The sequence below is a fragment of the Stutzerimonas stutzeri SDM-LAC genome (assembly GCF_000235745.1).
Classification (GTDB): domain Bacteria; phylum Pseudomonadota; class Gammaproteobacteria; order Pseudomonadales; family Pseudomonadaceae; genus Stutzerimonas; species Stutzerimonas stutzeri_H.
On the sequence record NZ_AGSX01000043.1, the window covers coordinates 137,741 to 156,330 of the forward strand.

Annotated in this window: 17 protein-coding genes; 11 read left to right on the plus strand and 6 right to left on the minus strand. The window is 64.0% G+C overall.

Annotated elements, in window-relative coordinates; all coding sequences use genetic code 11:
• Positions 1–164: 164 nt before the first annotated feature.
• Both PSTU_RS0104645 and PSTU_RS0104650 read right to left on the minus strand, forming a co-directional pair.
• A complete protein-coding gene (locus PSTU_RS0104645; protein ID WP_019339880.1) occupies positions 165–1,967 on the minus strand; it encodes an acyl-CoA dehydrogenase in 1,803 nt (600 codons plus the stop codon).
• A gap of 119 nt (positions 1,968–2,086) precedes the next feature.
• Positions 2,087–2,992: a polyprenyl synthetase family protein gene (locus PSTU_RS0104650; RefSeq protein ID WP_019339881.1), complete on the minus strand. Its 906-nt coding sequence runs from the start codon at positions 2,990–2,992 to the stop codon at positions 2,087–2,089.
• 118 nt (positions 2,993–3,110) lie between these two features.
• On the opposite strand from PSTU_RS0104650, the gene fni reads away from it, so the two are divergent.
• From fni to PSTU_RS0104675, 5 genes are read left to right on the plus strand one after another with little or no spacing between them, the layout of a single operon-like run.
• Positions 3,111–4,160 carry a type 2 isopentenyl-diphosphate Delta-isomerase gene (gene fni / locus PSTU_RS0104655; RefSeq protein ID WP_019339882.1) on the plus strand — a complete coding sequence of 350 codons (1,050 nt, stop codon included), beginning with the start codon at positions 3,111–3,113 and terminating at the stop codon, positions 4,158–4,160.
• A 46-nt stretch (positions 4,161–4,206) separates the two neighbouring features.
• Positions 4,207–5,496 carry a glycosyltransferase gene (locus PSTU_RS20460; protein ID WP_036992677.1) on the plus strand — a complete coding sequence of 430 codons (1,290 nt, stop codon included), beginning with the start codon at positions 4,207–4,209 and terminating at the stop codon, positions 5,494–5,496.
• Positions 5,489–6,649, plus strand: a complete 1,161-nt coding sequence (gene crtY, locus PSTU_RS0104665; RefSeq protein WP_019339884.1) for a lycopene beta-cyclase CrtY — start codon at positions 5,489–5,491, stop codon at positions 6,647–6,649. Before PSTU_RS20460 ends, crtY begins: the two co-directional genes overlap by 8 nt.
• Positions 6,646–8,163 carry a phytoene desaturase gene (locus tag PSTU_RS0104670; protein WP_019339885.1) on the plus strand — a complete coding sequence of 506 codons (1,518 nt, stop codon included), beginning with the start codon at positions 6,646–6,648 and terminating at the stop codon, positions 8,161–8,163. The genes crtY and PSTU_RS0104670 overlap by 4 nt, the downstream gene beginning before the upstream one ends.
• Positions 8,160–9,086, plus strand: coding sequence for a phytoene/squalene synthase family protein (locus PSTU_RS0104675; RefSeq protein ID WP_019339886.1), 927 nt, complete (start codon positions 8,160–8,162; stop codon positions 9,084–9,086). The genes PSTU_RS0104670 and PSTU_RS0104675 overlap by 4 nt, the downstream gene beginning before the upstream one ends.
• On the opposite strand, the gene PSTU_RS0104680 is transcribed toward PSTU_RS0104675, so the two are convergent.
• Positions 9,046–9,573: a sterol desaturase family protein gene (locus tag PSTU_RS0104680; RefSeq protein WP_019339887.1), complete on the minus strand. Its 528-nt coding sequence runs from the start codon at positions 9,571–9,573 to the stop codon at positions 9,046–9,048. The genes PSTU_RS0104675 and PSTU_RS0104680 overlap by 41 nt on opposite strands.
• An 86-nt stretch (positions 9,574–9,659) precedes the next feature.
• On the minus strand, positions 9,660–10,700 hold the full coding sequence (locus PSTU_RS0104685) for an NAD(P)H-dependent flavin oxidoreductase (protein ID WP_019339888.1): 1,041 nt from the start codon (positions 10,698–10,700) through the stop codon (positions 9,660–9,662).
• Positions 10,701–10,943: 243 nt separating this feature from the next.
• Here PSTU_RS0104685 and PSTU_RS0104695 point away from each other — a divergent pair, with 243 nt between their 5' ends.
• Positions 10,944–11,783: a 23S rRNA (adenine(2030)-N(6))-methyltransferase RlmJ gene (locus tag PSTU_RS0104695; RefSeq protein WP_019339890.1), complete on the plus strand. Its 840-nt coding sequence runs from the start codon at positions 10,944–10,946 to the stop codon at positions 11,781–11,783.
• Positions 11,784–12,014: 231 nt separating this feature from the next.
• Here PSTU_RS0104695 and PSTU_RS0104700 read toward each other — a convergent pair whose 3' ends face one another.
• Both PSTU_RS0104700 and PSTU_RS0104705 read right to left on the minus strand, forming a co-directional pair.
• Positions 12,015–12,989: a serine/threonine protein kinase gene (locus PSTU_RS0104700; protein WP_019339891.1), complete on the minus strand. Its 975-nt coding sequence runs from the start codon at positions 12,987–12,989 to the stop codon at positions 12,015–12,017.
• Between the two features lie 214 nt (positions 12,990–13,203).
• Entirely contained in the window at positions 13,204–13,914 is a 711-nt protein-coding gene (locus PSTU_RS0104705; RefSeq protein ID WP_019339892.1) for a ComF family protein, read from the minus strand.
• Positions 13,915–14,007: 93 nt separating this feature from the next.
• Here PSTU_RS0104705 and bioB point away from each other — a divergent pair, with 93 nt between their 5' ends.
• From bioB to bioD, 5 genes are all read left to right on the plus strand, one after another.
• The gene (gene bioB, locus PSTU_RS0104710; RefSeq protein ID WP_019339893.1) at positions 14,008–15,066 is read left to right on the plus strand and encodes a biotin synthase BioB; all 1,059 of its coding nucleotides are present in this window, start codon (positions 14,008–14,010) and stop codon (positions 15,064–15,066) included.
• Between the two features lie 80 nt (positions 15,067–15,146).
• Entirely contained in the window at positions 15,147–16,328 is a 1,182-nt protein-coding gene (gene bioF / locus PSTU_RS0104715; RefSeq protein ID WP_019339894.1) for an 8-amino-7-oxononanoate synthase, read from the plus strand.
• Positions 16,321–17,043 (plus strand): alpha/beta fold hydrolase, encoded by a 723-nt coding sequence (locus PSTU_RS0104720; RefSeq protein WP_019339895.1) that lies wholly within the window; start codon positions 16,321–16,323, stop codon positions 17,041–17,043. The genes bioF and PSTU_RS0104720 overlap by 8 nt, the downstream gene beginning before the upstream one ends.
• The gene (bioC, locus tag PSTU_RS0104725; protein ID WP_019339896.1) at positions 17,040–17,864 is read left to right on the plus strand and encodes a malonyl-ACP O-methyltransferase BioC; all 825 of its coding nucleotides are present in this window, start codon (positions 17,040–17,042) and stop codon (positions 17,862–17,864) included. The genes PSTU_RS0104720 and bioC overlap by 4 nt, the downstream gene beginning before the upstream one ends.
• Positions 17,861–18,544 carry a dethiobiotin synthase gene (bioD, locus tag PSTU_RS0104730; protein ID WP_019339897.1) on the plus strand — a complete coding sequence of 228 codons (684 nt, stop codon included), beginning with the start codon at positions 17,861–17,863 and terminating at the stop codon, positions 18,542–18,544. Before bioC ends, bioD begins: the two co-directional genes overlap by 4 nt.
• Positions 18,545–18,590 lie beyond the last annotated feature (46 nt).

An 18,590-nucleotide genomic window follows, 5' to 3' on the forward strand; every position in this document is an offset into this window, starting at 1 on the left:
TGCTGCTGTGCCGGAGCTGTGAAGGGTTGCCCCGTCCTGCGGATGCAGCAAGCGCAAGACGGGTAACCATTCATCAAATCGGCAGCCGAAGGATGGATCACATGCATGCGCTCATTGCTCGGGGTTTGAGCCTCGAGCGCTTGGCCTGTCTTCAGCCTGATGGGCTAGAACCAGTCATCCTGCATGGTCAGGCAGGTGTCGTCACGAGCGGCCAGCAGATCCAGTTCGTGGTGACAGCTCGGCACTTCCCAGGTCAGGAAGTAGCGAGCGGCCTGGAGCTTGCCGCGATAGAAGTCGACGTCCGCCGCGTTGCCCTTGGCCAGCCCTTGTTCGGCGCGGATCGCCTGCTCCAGCCAGCGCCAGCCGATCACGGTGTGACCGAATACCTTGAGGTACAACGCCGAGTTGGCCAGTGCCTGGTTGATCTTGCCGGCCATCAGGTCACCTAGCAGCGCCTGGGTGACCTCGGTCAGGCGCGCCAGAAGCTTTTCCAACGGCTGACGCAGCGTATTCAGCGCGCTGAACTCGCCCGCGCGTTTGCAGGTGTTCTGGATCAACCCGAGCAACTGACGCAGGCCGGCGCCACCGTTCTGCGTCAGCTTGCGGGCCAGCAGGTCGAGCGACTGGATGCCGTGGGTGCCCTCATGGATCGGGTTCAGGCGGTTGTCGCGGTAGTACTGCTCGACCGGATATTCACGGGTGTAACCGTGACCACCAAGAATCTGGATGGCCATCTCGTTGGCCTTGAGACAGAACTCCGACGGCCAGGATTTGACGATGGGCGTTAGCAAATCGAGAAGCTCGTGTGCGTTCTTGCGCTCTTCTTCGCTGATGGCCGTGTGCTGCTCGTCGACCAGTCGTGCGGCATAGAGACCGAGATCGAAGGCGCCTTCGACGTAGGCTTTCTGCGTCAGCAGCATGCGCTTGATGTCGGTGTGCTGGATGATCGGTACCTGTGCCGAGGCCGGGTTCTTGCCGTCTGGCAGGCGGCCTTGTGGCCGTTCTCGCGCGTAATTCAGCGAGTACAGGTAACCGGCGTAGCCGAGCATGATCGCGCCCATGCCGACGCCGATGCGCGCGTCGTTCATCATCTGGAACATGTACGACAGGCCTTTGTGCGGCTCGCCGACCAGATAGCCGACGCAGTCGCCGTTGTCGCCGAAGTTCAGTGCTGTGCTGGTGGTGCCGCGCCAGCCCATCTTGTGGAACAGCCCGGCCAGGATCACATCGTTGCGCTTGCCCAGTGAGCCATCGTCGTTGACCAGGAATTTGGGCACGATGAACAGGCTGATGCCTTTCACGCCGGGCGGGGCGTCCGGCAGCTTGGCCAGGACCATGTGCACGATGTTTTCCGACAGCGGATGGTCACCCCCGGAAATGAAGATCTTGTTGCCCTTCAGGCGGTAGGTGCCGTCGCCGGCCGGCTCGGCGCGGGTGCGCAGGTCGGACAGGGAGGAGCCAGCGTGCGGCTCGGTCAGTGCCATGGTGCCGAAGAAGCGGCCTTCGAGCATCGGCTGCAGGAAGCGCTGCTTCTGCTCGTCGTTGCCGAACACTTCGATCAGGTGCGAGGCGCCCATGGTCAGCATCGGGTAAGAAGAGGTGCCGATGTTGGCGGACTGGAAGTGGGCAAAGCAGGCGCGCGACAGGAGGTTGGGCAACTGCATGCCGCCGTCGTCGAAGCTGCGCGAAGCGTTGTGGAAGCCAGCCTCGATGAACGCATCAACGGCGGGCTTCACCTCTGGAATCAGCACCGCTTCGCCATCCTTGTAGATCGGCTCGTTCTCGTCGGCCTTGCGGTTGTGCGGGGCGAAGAGGTTTTCGGCAATGCTGCGGGCGGTGTCGATGGCCGCGTCGAAGGTTTCGCGGCTGTGGTCGGCAAAGCGCTCGCGCTGGGTCAGGCCTTCGGCGTCCAGCACTTCATAGAGTTCGAATGCCAGGTTACGCGGGCAGAGCAGAGTCTCGGGCATGGAAAATCCTCCGTTTACATGCACTCGAGTCTAAGGAGCCGGCGAGACGGCTGCCTAGCACCATACATTCGGGTGATGGGCCAACACAGCAGCGTCTTCTGAGGCTTGCCCCGGCGGGCTCAGTGTGACTTCGCCCAGAAGAACTCGAGCAGTTGCGCCAGGCGACCGCCGCCGACTCCCGCATCGATCAGGTGCTGTTCGGCCCGTGCCAGATGGTCTTCGATGTGCTGGCGAGCCGCGTCAGGGCCGAGCAGGGCAACCACGGTGCTTTTGCCGACATCCTTGCCCGAATCCTTGCCGATCTGCTGAGCGCTGAGCCCGTCGGCCAGATCGTCGAGCAGTTGGAACGCCAGCCCCAGTTCAGTGGCGAAACCCTTGAGGTGGCGCGTGCGGCTGGCATCGGTATCAGCCAGCAATGCGGCAAATTCCACGGCGCAGGTGAACAGGGGGCAGGTTTTCAGGCGATTGGTATGGGCGATGGCTTCGAGCGGGCGCGCACGCTGGCCCTCGCGCAGGTCGTGAAATTGCCCGCGGACCAGGCCCTGTGCGCCAGTGGCTTGCGACAGCAGGCGCACCAGTTGATTACGCGTCGATGCGTCAGTGCCGGCAGTCGAGGCGGCTATGCTGAATGCCTGGCTGAGCAGGGCGACCGAACCGAGCACCGCGACGTCTTCGCCGAACTGGCGGTGAATGGTCGGCCGACCACGGCGCAGCTCGGCATTGTCCATGCAGGGCATGTCATCAAGGACCAATGAGGCGGCATGCACCATCTCCAGGGCACAGGCCAGATCGAGCCCGGCATGGGACGCCATCGTGTCACGCTGTAGATCCTTGAGTGTCAACAGCAGCAGCAACGGGCGGACTCGCTTGCCCGGCGTGAGGGTGCCTTCGCGCATGGCGGACGCGATCGCATCCTGCGCAGGCGCTAGCGGTAGCCACTGGCCTAGCCGTTCGTCAACCTGTGCACGCAGCGTACTGACTGCCTGTTCGAAGTCGAGTTGCGTGTCCGGCAAAGCGATGGCCATGGCGGCCTCCTGTATAATTTTTCGGTAGCTATCGTGACAATACCTGTACGGCGTGTATAAGTCTTGGCACTTTTAATGACCACTACCGTCCACATAAGGTCATCGAACGAGGCGCTGCATGACTAAAGAATCCATTGCGGAACGTAAGAACGACCATTTGGACATCGTTCTCGACCCGCGCCGCGCCTGCTCCGTGATCGATCCAGGCTACGCTGCCCTGACCTTCGAGCACTGCGCGGTTCCAGAGTTGCGTCTGGACGACATCGACCTTCGCGCCTCGCTGTTTGGGCGGACCCTCTCGGCACCGTTGCTGATCAGCTCGATGACGGGCGGGGCGGCGCGCGCGGCTCAGATCAATGCAAACCTGGCCGAGGCGGCACAGGTGCTCGGCATCGCGCTGGCAGTGGGCTCCCAACGAATTGCGCTGGAAACCAATGCGGATCAGGGGCTGACCCGGCAGCTGCGTGAGCTCGCGCCCTCGGTTCCATTGCTGGCCAACTTTGGCGCGGCCCAACTGGTCGCCGGCTACGGGCTGGACGAGGCGCAGCGAGCTGTCGACATGATTCAGGCCGATGCGCTGATCATTCACCTCAATCCATTACAGGAAGCTGTACAGGTTGGCGGCGATCGCAACTGGCAAGGCGTGTACGCAGCGCTCGAAGTGTTGGCCTCGCGCCTGCCGGTGCCGTTGGTGGCCAAGGAGGTTGGTGCAGGCATTTCTCCGCGTGTGGCGCAGCGATTGCTCGATGCCGGGGTGTCGGTGATCGATGTCGCCGGCGCTGGCGGCACCAACTGGGCGGCGGTAGAAGCTGAGCGCACCCTGGACCCGCAGCAGCGCGCCATTGCCAGCGCGTTTACCGGCTGGGGCATACCGAGCGCTCAGGCTATCGCTAGTGTTCGTCGTGCCTGCCCTGATGCGCAGCTCATCGCTTCAGGGGGTATTCGGAATGGCATTGATGCGGCCAAGGCGATTCGCCTCGGCGCCGATCTGGTGGCCCAGGCTGCCGGTGTGCTGGACGCAGCGCTGATCGGGCCGGAAGCCGTAGTCGAGCATTTCCGGGTGCTGATCGAGCAGCTGCGCATCGCCTGCTTCTGCACCGGTTCGGGCAGTCTGGCGCAGCTGACCAAGGCGCCGCTCCTGGCGCCTTTCGACCCGTCCAAGCTGTGATGCAGCCGCAGGACTGCCAGTCGGCTGACCGGCGAGGTCCGTTCGGATGACTCACTTCGCCGTGATCGCCCCGGCTTTCCACAGCCACGTACGGGCCATGGAAGCCTTGGCCGGTGAGCTGCTGGCGCGTGGACACCGTGTGACATTCCTCCAGCAGGCCGACGTCGCCACGGTGTTGCGCGACCCTCGCGTGGGCTTTGCCCAGGTCGGCTCGCGCTCGCATCCGCCTGGCTCGCTCAAGGCGGTGATCGACCGTGCGGCACGGCCCGGCGGGCCCTGGGGAATACGCCGGGTGATTGCCGATATGGCCTCGGCAACTGACCTGTTTTGCCGGGACGCGCCAGCCGTGCTTCGCGCCATCGGTGCAGATTGCGTCATCGCCGACCAGATGGAGCCGGCGGGAGGGCTTGTGGCGGATTATCTCGGGCTGCCATTCGTGTCGGTGGCCTGCGCGTTGCCGGTCAATCGAGAAGCGCACGTGCCGCTGCCGGTCATGCCCTGGCGCTATCGCCCGACGCCCTGGGGCGAGCAACTGAATCTGCAAAGCAGCGGTGTCTACGACCGCGCCATGGGGGCGCACGCCGAGGTCATTGCGCGGCATGCGGCCGCGTTTGGTCTGCCGCCTCGTCTGCGTCTCGACGAGTGCCTGTCACCGCTGCTGCAACTGAGCCAGACGACACCGGCTTTCGATTTTCCGCGTAGCGCGCTGCCTGGACAGTTCCATGGCGTCGGCCCGTTGCGTTCGGCGCTGACCGACGAGCCGCTGATGGATATCCCCGTCGTCACCGGCAGGCCTTTCGTGTTCGCTTCGCTGGGCACGCTGCAGGGCGATCGGTTCGGCCTGTTTCAGCGAATCGCTGAAGCCTGTCGCGAGCTGGATGCGCAGCTCTTGATCGCTCATTGCGGGCGTCTGGATGCTCGGCAAGAACAACGATTGCTAAAGGCCGGCGCCAGCTGGGTCACCGACTTTGCGCCGCAGCGTGCGGTGCTGGCGCGGGCCGATGCGCTGATCACCCATGCCGGGCTCAATACGGTGCTCGACGCGCTGGAAGCCGGGGTGCCGAGCCTGGCGCTGCCCATCGCCTTCGATCAGCCCGGTGTGGCTGCTCGGGTGACGCATGCCGGAGTGGGCTTGAAGCTAAATCCGCGTCTGGCCAGTCGTCGGCGCATCGTTCAACAGCTGCGACGGTTGTTGCGCGAGCCCGGCTTTGCGCAGCGCGCTCGGGCGCTGGGCGACGAGGTTCGCACTGCCGGCGGCGCGCCGCGAGCGGCGCAGTTGATCGAGACGGCGCTAGCAGTTGAGTCGCCGGTCTTGCGCAGGGCCAAACATGGCTGATGCAGACCTGATCCTGGTCGGCGGCGGTCTGGCTAATGGCCTGCTGGCGCTGCGCTTGCGCCGGGCGCGTCCGGATTTGCGGTTGCTGATCATCGAGCAAGGCGAAACCCTCGGCGGCAACCATACCTGGTCCTTTCATGAACAAGACCTGACGCCGGCTCAACGGGCCTGGCTGGAGCCGCTGGTGAGTCATCGCTGGCCTGGTTATGAGGTGGTCTTCCCGGACCTCAAGCGCCGGCTGGGCAGCGGCTATGCCAGCATATTATCCAATCGGTTTCATCAGCTGCTGATGTCCGAACTGGCCGACGGCGTGCGCCTGAACACCACGGTCAACCACGTCGAACCCCGGCAGGTGCGGCTGGTTTCCGGCGAGGCTCTGCGTGCCGGCGTGGTCATTGATGGGCGAGGGGTGCGCCGGACCGATCAGTTAACGCTGGGCTTCCAGAAATTTCTCGGGCAGGAGCTGCGTCTGGATCGGCCGCATGGCCTGTATGAGCCGATCATCATGGACGCCAGCGTCGCCCAGCAGGATGGCTATCGCTTCGTCTACGTGTTGCCGTTCAGCGCCGACACCCTGTTGATCGAGGACACCTATTACGCCGACGGCGATGCCGTTGCGCCGGGCACCTTGCAGGGCAACATCCAGCGCTACGCCGAGGCACGCGGCTGGCGTATCGCCGAGACGCTACGAGAGGAACAGGGCGTGCTGCCCATCGTGTTGTCGGGCGATCTTCCTGCGTTCTGGGACGAAGCCCGTGGCGTGCCGCAGACGGGCCTGTCAGCCGCCCTGTTTCACCCCACTACGGGCTATTCGCTGCCCGATGCGGTGCGTCTGGCTGATCATCTGGTCGCTCTGGACCGCTGGGACGCCGACAGCCTGTTCGCGGCAATCCGCGACTATTCGCTGCTGCAGTGGCATCAACGCGGGTTCTTCCGTCTGCTCAACCGCATGTTGTTCATGGCGGGGCCGGCGGATCGCCGCTGGGCGGTGATGCAGCGTTTCTATCGCCTGCGTGAACCGCTGATCCAGCGCTTCTACGCAGCCAATCTGACCACCTGGGACCGCTTGCGCATCGTCTCGGGCAAACCTCCCGTGCCGGTGGGCGAGGCGCTGCGCGCGCTGGCAGCCGGCAATCACAAGGACAAACGATGAACGAGGCAACTGGCGCTGTGAAGCGGGCTGTGGTGATTGGGGCAGGTTTCGGCGGGCTGGCGCTGGCCATCCGTCTGCAGCGTGCCGGCATCCAGACCACCCTGCTGGAAAAGCGTGACAAGCCGGGTGGCCGCGCCTACGTCTATCACGATCAGGGCTTCACCTTCGATGCCGGGCCGACGGTGATCACCGATCCGCCGGCGCTGGAAGAACTCTTCAGCGGTGCCGGCAAACGCATGGCCGATTACGTCGAGCTGCTGCCGGTCAGCCCCTTTTATCGGCTGTGCTGGGAAGACGGCTACAGCTTCGATTACGTTAACGACCAAGCCGCGCTGGACCGGCAGATTCACGCCCTGAACCCAAAGGACGTCGCCGGCTATCAGCGCTTTCTCGCCTATTCCCGTGCGGTGTACGAGGAGGGCTATGTCAAGCTCGGCACTGTGCCCTTCCTGTCGTTCCGCAGCATGATCGGCGTCGCCCCGCAGCTGGCTAAGCTGCAGGCCTGGCGCAACGTGTACAGCATGGTGGCCAAGTTCGTGGAGAACGACCGGCTGCGCCAGGCGTTGTCGTTCCATTCCCTTCTAGTGGGCGGCAATCCCTTCGAAACCTCATCGATCTATGCGTTGATCCACGCGCTGGAGCGACAGGGCGGCGTCTGGTTTCCACGCGGTGGCACCGGGGCGCTGGTGCAGGGGATGGTCAGGCTGTTCGAGGACCTGGGCGGCAAGTTGGAGTTGAATGCGGAAGTCGCGCGCATCGAGCTGACCGGGGGTAAGGCAAGCGCGGTAATCAGCGGCGACGGGCGTCGCTTCGACACCGATGCGGTGGCCTCGAATGCCGACGTGGTGAACACTTACAAGCAGCTGCTCGGGCATGAACAGCGTGGTCGCGACGAGGCCAAGCGGCTCTCCGGTAAGCGCTTTTCCATGTCGTTGTTCGTCATCCACTTTGGTCTCAAGCGCCGCCACGAGCACCTGCAACATCACACGGTGTGCTTCGGGCCGCGCTACCGCGAACTGATCGACGAGATCTTCAAGCGCGAAACCCTGGCTGACGACTTCTCGCTGTACCTGCACGCGCCCTGTGTCACCGACCCCTCGCTGGCGCCGGAAGGTTGTGCCAGCCATTACGTGCTGGCCCCGGTGCCGCACCTGGGCACGGCGGATATCGACTGGGCGGAGGAGGGGCCAAAGTACCGCGACCGCATCTTCGAATACCTGGAGCGTCATTACATTCCGGGGCTGCGCGAGGATCTGGTTACTCACCGGATCTTCACGCCATTCGATTTTCGCGACGAGCTGAACGCGCATCTCGGTTCGGCGTTCTCGCTGGAGCCGATCCTCACCCAGAGCGCCTGGTTCCGCCCGCATAATCGCGACGATGTGATTCCGAACCTCTATATCGTCGGTGCCGGTACGCACCCCGGCGCGGGTGTGCCGGGCGTTGTGGGTTCGGCCAAGGCCACGGCCGGGCTGATGCTGGAGGACTTGATGTTGCAGGAGCGGGTCGGATGAACGACAAGGTCATCGATCACTCGACACAGGCCATTAACGCTGGCTCCAAGAGCTTTGCGGCCGCGGCCAAGTTGTTCGACCAGCGCACGCGCCAGAGTGCGGTGATGCTCTACGCCTGGTGCCGGCACTGCGACGATGTGATCGACGGCCAGACGCTCGGGCACGGTCAGGTCGAGGGTGATCGCTCCACCGGGGAGGCGCGCCTGGCCGAGCTGGTGGACCTGACCGAGCGTGCCTATGCCGGCGAGCCGATGCGCGATCCGGCATTCGCGGCGTTTCAGCAAGTGATCCAGCGCCATCGGATTCCCAAGGCCCATCCGCTGGAGCACTTGGCGGGCTTTCGCATGGATGTGCAGGGCTACCGCTACCAGACCCTCGACGACACACTGCTGTACTGCTACCGCGTCGCCGGGGTAGTTGGCCTGATGATGGCGCGCGTGATGGGCGCCGAGGCGGAAGCGACGCTGGACCGGGCCTGCGACCTGGGGCTGGCGTTCCAGCTCACCAATATCGCTCGCGACATTGTCGAGGATGCCGAGATCGGTCGCGTCTATCTGCCGGCCGACTGGCTGTCCGAAGCGGGTATTCCGGCTGGCGAGATTGCCCTGCCGCATTGGCGACCTGCGCTGGCGCTGCTGTCGGCGCGTCTGGTCGATCTGGCCGAGCCCTATTACCGGTCGGCCTCGCAGGGTTTGCGCGACCTGCCACTGCGTTCGGCCTGGTCCATTGCTACGGCGCATGGCATCTATCGGCAGATCGGCGTGGAGGTGAAAGCGCGCGGCGCGGCGGCCTGGGATACGCGCGTCTCGACGACTGGCGCGCAGAAATTGCAGTTTCTGCTGGGCGGGGGTGTGCTGGCGCTGGCATCGCGGCGAATGCAGCTCACGCCGCGTCCCGATTTCCTCTGGAAGCGTCCTCGCTAGCAGTCGCCTTGCGCAGTGGTCCGTCATGCAGTTCGCGTAGCTGCTGCTTGAGCACCGGCAGCGGTGGCGCATAGAGAAAACCAAAGGACACGCAACGCTCCTTGCCTTCTACCGCATGATGCAGCCGATGCGCCTGGTACAGGCGCTTGAGGTAGCCATTGCGCGGTACGTAGCGCAGCGGCCAGCGATGGTGCACCAGCCCGTCATGGGCGACGAAGTAGAGCAATCCATAGGCCGTCATCCCGGCGCCGATCCATTCCAGCGGGCCGTAGCCCGCCGTGCCCAGCGCGATCAGCAGAATCGCGACTCCCGCGAAGACCACCGCATACAGGTCGTTTTTCTCGAACCAGCCGCTGCGCGGCTCATGGTGCGACCTGTGCCAGCCCCAGCCCCAGCCATGCATTACATACTTGTGCGCCCACCAGGCGAACAGCTCCATGCCGGCTAGGGTGGCGAGAAATACCAGAGTGTTGGTCAGCACGGTCATGTCCGATCCGTTGGTTTTGCAGAGACCACCAGTCTACGCGTTGCGCCGCGCCAGTCGACCCGGCGCCGACGCCTGGCGAGCGCCGGTTAGCGCCAGCCGGCCGCGAGCGCCTTCGTCAGTTGTGCCGCCGGGACAGCCAAACAGCCGCTGGCATTCTGTCCGGCCCAAAGTGGGGAGAAATGGTCGATGCCCTGTGGCTCGGCTGCAGCGCGAAGGCTGCCGATGGCGTTTCCAGCCAGCGGGAATGCCGGCACCGCATCGGGCCTGGCGCCGAGTTCATGAATGAGCCGGTTGATCATGCTGCGTGCCGGGCGCCCGGAGAACAACGTGGTCAACACCGTTTTCTCTGCTGCCGCGCTCTGCAAGGCCTTGCGGTGCAACGGGCTGGTGCGGCTTTCGTCACACAATAGGTATGCGGTGCCAACCTGCACGCCTGCGGCGCCCAGCGTCTGCGCGGCGGATACGCAGCGAGCGTCCGCAATGCCACCCGCCGCAATCACCGGAATATTCAGCTCAGCCACTAGCTGCGGAAGCAAGGCGAAGGTGCCGATCTGCGTGTCGATGTCCTCGCTGAGAAACATGCCGCGATGACCGCCGGCTTCGACGCCCTGGCCAATCACAGCGTCGGCGCCTTGCGCCTGTAGCCAGCGGCCTTCTTCCAGCGTCGTGGCGCTGGAGATGATTTTCGCGCCGGTCGCCTTGACCCGCTGCAGCAGGTCCGCTGGAGGCAGCCCGAAGTGGAAGCTGACAACAGGCGGGCGGTGCCGCTCCAGCACGTCGGCCATCGCGGCGTCGAACGGTTTGCGGCTGGCAGCGCCGGGGATGCTTGCAGGGTCGATGCCCATCTCGTCGAGATAGGGCGCCAGCAGCGCCAGCCAGCCCGTGTTCCGTTCAGTGTCGGCGAGCGGCGTCTGGTGGCAGAAGAAGTTGACGTTGTACGGCTTGCTCGTCAGCGCGGCGATGGCGGTCAGTTCGGCGTCCAGCCCGTCGGCGTCAAGTGAGCCAGCTGGGATCGAGCCCAGCCCGCCCGCTTCGGATACCGCAGCGGCCAGCTGGTGGTTTTGCGAGTTCGCCATCGGCGCCTGAATGATAGGTAGGGCAATCTGAAACAGCGCGCGCATGTCCATCGAAAACTCCTTTGCAATGGCGGGACGGGCTGACACTGTAGCCCGCCAGGCCCCGGACGCAAGCGGGATTGCTGCCCCTGGTTGCCGGAGCCGTGCAGTGCTGCACCGAAATGAACGACTCGCACCCACTCATCGATTCCGGCGTGTTGGACTGCGGTGCGCCTCGCCAGCCCTTGCGAATCGCCAGCCCCCTGCGAATCGCCGCGTTGCGCGGTTAGACTGTGCGCACTTCAGGAGTGCCCGATGAACTACCGTCACGCTTTCCACGCCGGCAATCACGCCGACGTATTCAAACACCTCGTTTTGTCCCGTCTGTTCTCGATGCTGGCACGCAAGGAGGCGCCGTTCGCCTACCTCGACAGCCACGCCGGCGTCGGCCTGTATGACCTCGCAGGCGACCAGGCCAGCCGCACCGGCGAATGGCTGCAGGGCATCGCGCGTCTGTGGCAGGCAGAGGATGTGCCGGCGATGGCGCAGGGGTACCTGGACGTTATCCGCGCACTCAATCCCGACGGCACGCTGCGTTACTACCCCGGTTCGCCGGAACTGGCACGCCAGCTGACGCGCCCGCAGGATCGCCTGCAGCTCAACGAAAAACATCCCGAAGATGGCCGCCTGCTGAAAGACAACATGGCCGGCGATCACCGCGTGGCGGTGCACCTCGGCGAAGGCTGGCATGTGCCACGCGCCTTGATGCCGACTGCCGAAAAGCGCGTCGTCCTGCTGGTCGACCCACCGTTCGAGCAGGCCGATGAGCTGAGCCGTTGCGTGCAGGCGCTCGGCGAGGCGCTGGGGCGCATGCGCCAGACCATCGGTGTGATCTGGTATCCGATCAAGGATGAACGCCAACTGAAGCGGTTCTATCAGGACCTGTCACGCAGCGGCGCACCCAAACTGCTGCGTGCCGAGCTGTTTGTCCACCCGACCGACGAAGCGCTGCGGCTGAACGGCTCCGGCCTCGCGATCAGTAATCCGCCGTGGGGGCTGGAAGAAGAACTGCGCGAGTTGCTGCCTTGGCTCGCCAAGCTGCTCGGCCAGAGCGAGGGCGGCTGGCGACTGGATTGGTTGGTGGAAGAGAAGTAATGGCTGAACGTGCTCCAGCGGGCGATTCGCTTGGGTGAAACCGGAATCCGGGCCGTGCTTCTCGCCTTTGGTAGGAGCAGGCTTGCTCGCGATCAGAGGCCGATCGAGGCTGGAAGTAGCTGGGCTGTCCGGATCGCCAGCAAGCTGGCTCCTACAGGTGAGCGGGGCAGGGTGGATGTCGCGCTTACATTCAGCTTCACGCCACGCAATCCTGCCGCGTCCAACCTCCAGCTAGAACAGCTTCAGCGGCTCTTCCTGCAACGCTGACATCTGCTCTCGCAGGATCAGCACCTGGTCGCCCCAGTAGCGTTCGGTGCCGAACCAGGGGAAGCTCATCGGGAACGCCGGATCATCCCAGCGACGGGCCAGCCAGGCGCTGTAATGCATCAGGCGCAGCGCGCGCAGGGCTTCGATCAGCGGTAACTCGCGGGGAGCGAAGTCGTGGAATTCGCTGTAGCCGTCCACCAGTTCGGACAGCTGTCCGAGCCGCTCATGACGTTCGCCGGCGAGCATCATCCAGATGTCCTGCACGGACGGGCCCATACGACAGTCGTCCAGATCGACCAGGTGGAACGCATCGTCACGGGCGAGGATGTTGCCGGGATGGCAGTCGCCATGCAGGCGGATCGGCTGGAAATCGGTGCGGGCGAAGACATCATCGACACGCTTGAGCAGGTCGCGCGCGACCGACTCGTAAGCAGGCAGCAGGCTCTTGGGGACGAAATTGCCGTCGAGCAGCGTCGCCAACGATTCGTGGCCGAAATGCTCAGCATTGAGTGTTTCTCTGTGCTCGAACGGTCGGCTGGCACTGACGGCATGCATGCGGCCCAGCAACTGGCCGAGGCGGTAGAGCTGATCGAGATTGCCCGGCTCCGGCGCGCGGCCGCCGCGACGAGGAAACAGCGCGAAGCGGAAGCCGGCATGTTCGAACAGGGTTTTGCCGTCGCGCTCCAATGGCGCCACCACCGGAATCTCACGATCAGCCAGTTCCTTGGAAAACTGGTGCTCCTCCAGAATGGCCTCGTTGCTCCAGCGCCCGGGGCGGTAGAACTTCGCCACGATGGGCGTTTCGTCCTCGATGCCCACCTGATAGACGCGGTTTTCGTAGCTGTTCAATGCCAGCACGCGAGCGTCGCTGATGAAGCCTGTGCTTTCCACCGCATCGAGCACAAGGTCAGGCGTAAGCGTGTCGAAGGGGTGGCTCATGGTCAGCTCCGTGGACGGGCAGCCAGTGTATTGCACCCGGACTTTTAAACAACCGGCTTGGTTGCGGCAGGCTAGTCTGCGAGCCGCGGTGGGTTTTGGCGCGAGGCCACATAAGAGCTCTCACAGCTGAACGCAGCGTCGGTTGCGCTGACGGGGCTATCGGAGCGGACCATGCCGCGACCGCTCGTAGCCGGTTCGCGAGCATAACCCGCGCCTACAACGTCCCAGGTTTCGGTGTGCGCGCCAGACAGTAGACATCTACGCGTGTTGCGCCGGCCCGTTTGAGCAGGCGGGCCAGTGCCTCGGCGGTCGCGCCGGTGGTAAGCACATCATCGACGATGGCTACGTGGCGACCGGCGATCGTCGGTTCATTGGACAAGGCAAACGCCTGACGCAGATTGCGCCGACGGCTGGCTGCATCGAGCTGCTGCTGCGATTGGGTGTCCTGTACCCGCTGCAGGGTCTTCGTATCGATTGGAATTGCCAATGCCGCGCTCAGCCAATCAGCGAGCATGTGTGCCTGATTGAAGCCGCGCTGGCGCAGCCGTTTGCGGGCCAGGGGCACGGGCACGAGCGCATCGGGACGCGGTAAGCCTTCATCGAACGCGTGTTGCAGATGGCGCGAGAGTTGCTCCGCCAGCAACCGGCCGAGTGGCCATTGGGATTGGTGTTTGAAGCGACTGATCAGCGTGTCTACCGGAAAGTCGAAGCGCCACGGCACATTCACTTGATCGAACGCGGGCGGCCGCTTCAAGCATTCCCCGCAAATCAGCCCGGACGCCGGCAGCGGCAGGGCACACACCACGCAATGTTCGTGCAGCCAGGGAAGCTCAGCTTCGCAGGCGCCGCAAACCGTTTGCCCGGTTTCGCAGCGCTCGTCGCAAAGCGAACAGTGGTGTTCAATATTTAACCAGTTGTAAACCATGATTCCTTTCCTGGTTGACAGCGCCTCGGCCTTGGCTAACCATTTCGCATCCGTGCCAGGCCGCCGAGCCGTTATTAATTACAAGGAATACCCATGAGCGCCACTGCCGCTTCCGTTACCCGTCACGACTGGCGCCTCGCCGAAGTCAAGGCGCTCTTCGAACAACCCTTCAATGACCTGATCTTCCAGGCTCAGGGCGTGCACCGCCAGCACTTCGATGCCAACCGCGTCCAGGTTTCGACCTTGCTGTCGATCAAAACCGGCGCGTGTCCTGAAGACTGCAAATACTGTCCGCAATCCGGCCACTACAACACCGGCCTGGATAAAGAAAAGCTGATGGAAGTGCAGAAGGTGCTCGACGCTGCCGCCGAAGCCAAGGCCATCGGCTCGACGCGCTTCTGCATGGGCGCCGCCTGGAAACACCCGTCCGCCAAGGACATGCCTTACGTCCTGAAGATGGTCGAAGGTGTGAAGGCGCTGGGCCTGGAAACCTGTATGACACTCGGCAAACTCGATCAAGAGCAAACCCAGGCGTTGGCAGCCGCGGGCCTGGACTACTACAACCACAACCTCGATACCTCGCCGGAGTTCTACGGCAACATCATCACTACCCGTACCTATGCGGACCGGCTGGAAACGCTGAGCTATGTACGTGAGTCGGGCATGAAGATCTGCTCGGGCGGCATCCTCGGGATGGGCGAGTCGCTGAACGACCGCGCCGGCTTGCTGATCCAGCTGGCCAACCTGCCCGAGCATCCTGAGTCGGTGCCGATCAACATGTTGGTGAAGGTCAAGGGCACGCCGCTGGCCGACGAGCAGGACGTCGACCCCTTCGACTTCATCCGCATGCTCGCCGTGGCGCGGATCATGATGCCGAAGTCCCACGTGCGGCTGTCCGCCGGACGCGAGCAGATGAACGAGCAGATGCAGGCCCTGGCCTTCGTCGCCGGTGCCAACTCGATCTTCTACGGCGAGAAACTGCTGACCACCGGCAACCCGCAAGCTGACAAGGACATGCTGCTGTTCAAGCGCCTCGGCATTCAGCCCGAAGCGCGTGAAGAGCACGACGACGAAGTGCACCAGGCTGCCATCGAGCAGGCATTGGTCGAGCAGCGCGACAGCAAGCTGTTCTACAACGCCGCGTCGGCCTGATTAGTACGACCCCTGTAGCCGCGAAGCTCCTGCGGCTACAGGTTCGCCAGCAAGCTGGCTCCTACAGAAGCTCTTCTGCCATGCCGTTCGATCTCGCTTCACGTCTTTCCGAGCGCCGCGCCGCCCATCTCTATCGCCATCGCCCGTTGCTGGAAACGCCGCAGCAGCCGGAGGTGATGGTCGATGGCGAACGGCTATTGGCGTTCTGTTCCAACGATTATCTCGGGCTGGCCAGCCACCCTGATGTGATCCACGCCATGCAACAGGGTGCCGGGCGCTGGGGCGTAGGCGGCGGTGCATCGCATCTGGTCATGGGGCACAGCACACCGCATCACCAGCTCGAGGAAGCCCTGGCTGAATTCAGCGGTCGGCCGCGAGCCTTGTTGTTCTCCACCGGCTATATGGCCAATCTGGCCGCAGTTACCGCGCTGGTGGGGCAGGGCGATACGGTACTGGAAGACCGGATCAATCACGCCTCGCTGCTCGACGCCGGGCTGCTCAGTGGCGCGCGCTTCTCCCGTTACCTGCACAACGATGCGGATAGCCTGGCCAAGCGCCTGGACAAGGCGACCGGCGATACGCTGGTGGTCACCGACGGTGTGTTCAGCATGGATGGCGACCTGGCTGACTTGCCCGCAATCTGCGCCACCGCAAATGCCCGAAATGCCTGGGTCATGGTCGATGACGCCCATGGCTTCGGTCCGTTGGGCAAAACCGGCGGCGGCATCGTCGAGCATTTCGGACTGGGGATGGCTGAAGTGCCGGTGCTGGTCGGTACGCTCGGCAAGGCCTTCGGCACCGCTGGCGCCTTCGTCGCGGGCAGCGAGGAGCTGATCGAGACCTTGATCCAGTTCGCCCGGCCGTACATCTATACCACCAGCCAGCCACCGGCGGTTGCCTGCGCCACCCTTAAAAGCCTGGAGCTGCTGCGCACCGAGGGCTGGCGCCGAGACCATCTGAATAATCTGATTGCACGTTTCCGTCAGGGCGCGAGCGAGATCGGTCTGACCCTCATGGACAGCCCGACGCCAATCCAGCCGATTCTCGTCGGTAGCAGCGAGCGTGCCCTGAAGCTTTCTTCGGCGCTGCGTGAGCGTGGAATTCTGGTCGGTGCCATTCGCCCGCCCACCGTGCCGGCCGGCAGCGCACGGTTGCGGGTAACCTTCAGCGCGTCGCATAGCGAAGCGCAGGTGGAACGACTGCTGGATATCCTGGCCGAATGCTGGAATCAAATGGCCAAGGAGCCTGAAGCGGATGCGTGATCAGCTGATTTTGCTGCCCGGTTGGGCGTATGGCCCGGCTGCGTTACAGCCTTTGAGCGAGGCGCTGACAGAGCTCGCGCCGGAACTCGACGTAATCATCGAACCCTTGCCGGAGCTTGCCGAGGCCCAAGCTTGGCTCGACGAACTTGATCGCCGCCTGCCCCATGACAGTTGGCTGGCCGGCTGGTCGTTGGGCGGGATGCTGGCGTCTCAGCTCGCTGCGCGGCGCGTGGATTCCTGCCGTGGGCTGGTCACCATCGCCAGCAACCCCTGCTTCCGCGCTCGGCCACAGTGGCCCGAAGGCATGGCACCGGACATTTTCGATGCCTTTCAAGAGGCCTTCCGGCTGGACCCCGAGGAAACTCTGAAACGTTTCCGTCTGCTCTGCAGTCGTGGTGGCTACGATCCGCGAACGCTGGCCCGCCAGCTGGAGGTCAGCCAGTCCAATTCTGCATCGGCGGTGCTTGATGCCGGCTTGCAGTTGCTCGCCGAGCTGGACGGGCGCGGTGCGCTGCATGGCTATTTCGGGCCGCAACTGCACCTGTTTGCCGGTGGCGACGCATTGGTGCCGTCGACCGCTTGTGATGCGCTGCGGCGCTGGATGCCGGGTATTGAAGCTGAGCTGATCGCCTCGACCAGCCATGCCCTGCCTCTGGAACGGCCGGATGATGTAGCCGCAACCATAGCTGCATTCATCAGAGGCACGGCGGAATGATAGAGGTGGCCACGGCGCTGATGCCGGATGCGGGAAACACCCTGCCTGACAAGCGTCAGGTCGCGGCATCATTTTCCCGAGCAGCATCCAGCTATGACGCCGTGGCCGAGCTGCAGCGTACGGTCGGCAACACGTTGATCGAGTGCCTGCCCGCCGCGCTTACGCCGGCGTGCTGGCTGGACCTGGGTTGTGGCACCGGCTATTTTTCTCGCGCGCTGGCGAGCCGTTTTCCTGCTGCTGATGGCGTCGCGCTGGATATTGCCGAAGGCATGCTGCGCCACGCCCGACCTCAGGGCGGCGCGAGCCATTTCATCGCTGGTGACGCCGAGTGCTTGCCGCTGCGTGATGCGTCGGTGGATGTGATTTTTTCCAGCCTGGCACTGCAGTGGTGTGAAGATTTCCCCAGCGTGCTGAGCGAGGCGAAGCGGGTGCTCCGCCATGGCGGTGTGTTCGCCTTCAGCAGTTTGTGCAGCGGCACCTTGCAGGAACTGCGCGACAGCTGGCAGACGGTCGACGGTTTTGCCCATGTGAATCGCTTCCGTCCCATGGGTGCCTATCAGCAACTCTGCGCCGCCAGTGGTTTGCGGTTGGAGCAGTTGGAGGTCGAACCTGAGGTACTGCATTTCGCCGAGCTGCGACAGCTGACCAGCGAACTCAAGGCGCTCGGTGCGCATAACCTCAACCCTGGTCGTCCGGGCGGGCTTACCGGTCGTGCACGTATTCGCGCGCTGATCGATGCCTATGAGCGGTTCCGCACGCCGCGCGGGCTCCCCGCGACCTATCAGGTGGTCTATGGCGTGTTGCGCAAGGAGCTTGCATGACGGCAGCTTATTTCGTTACCGGCACCGATACCGAGGTCGGCAAGACCACCATCGCCGCCGGGCTCCTGCATGCCGCGCGGCTGGCTGGCCTCAGTACAGCGGCGGCGAAACCTGTGGCATCCGGTTGCGAAATCACGGCCGACGGCCTGCGCAACAGCGACGCGCTGGCGCTGCTCGGTGAATGCACACTGCCGCTGCGCTACGAACAGGTCAATCCTATGGCCTTCGAGCCGGCGATAGCGCCGCATCTGGCCGCCCGCGAGGCCGGCATCGAACTGACTGTCGCGGCACTGGCCGAGCCGGTTCGCCGCGTGCTGGCGTTGCAAGCTCAGTTCTCTCTGGTGGAGGGTGCTGGCGGCTGGCGCGTGCCGTTGGCTGCAGGTGAAACGCTGTCCGATCTTGCCATCGAACTCGGGTTGCCTGTCATCCTGGTAGTTGGCGTTCGTCTGGGCTGCATCAATCACGCGCTGCTCAGCGCCGAGGCCATCGCGCGCGACGGGCTAAGAATGGCCGGGTGGGTCGCCAACATCGTTGATCCGGCCACCTCACGCTTGCAGGAAAACCTCGCCACGCTGACCGAGCGTCTCTCCGCGCCTTGTCTCGGTCAGGTTCCGTACTTACCCGTGGCAGACCCGGCCAATGTGGCGCGCTGTCTCGATTTCGGTCTGCTCGAGCCCTAGCTGGCACGCTTCGAATTGACTGCGCTGTAGCGCGCAGCGTCATAAA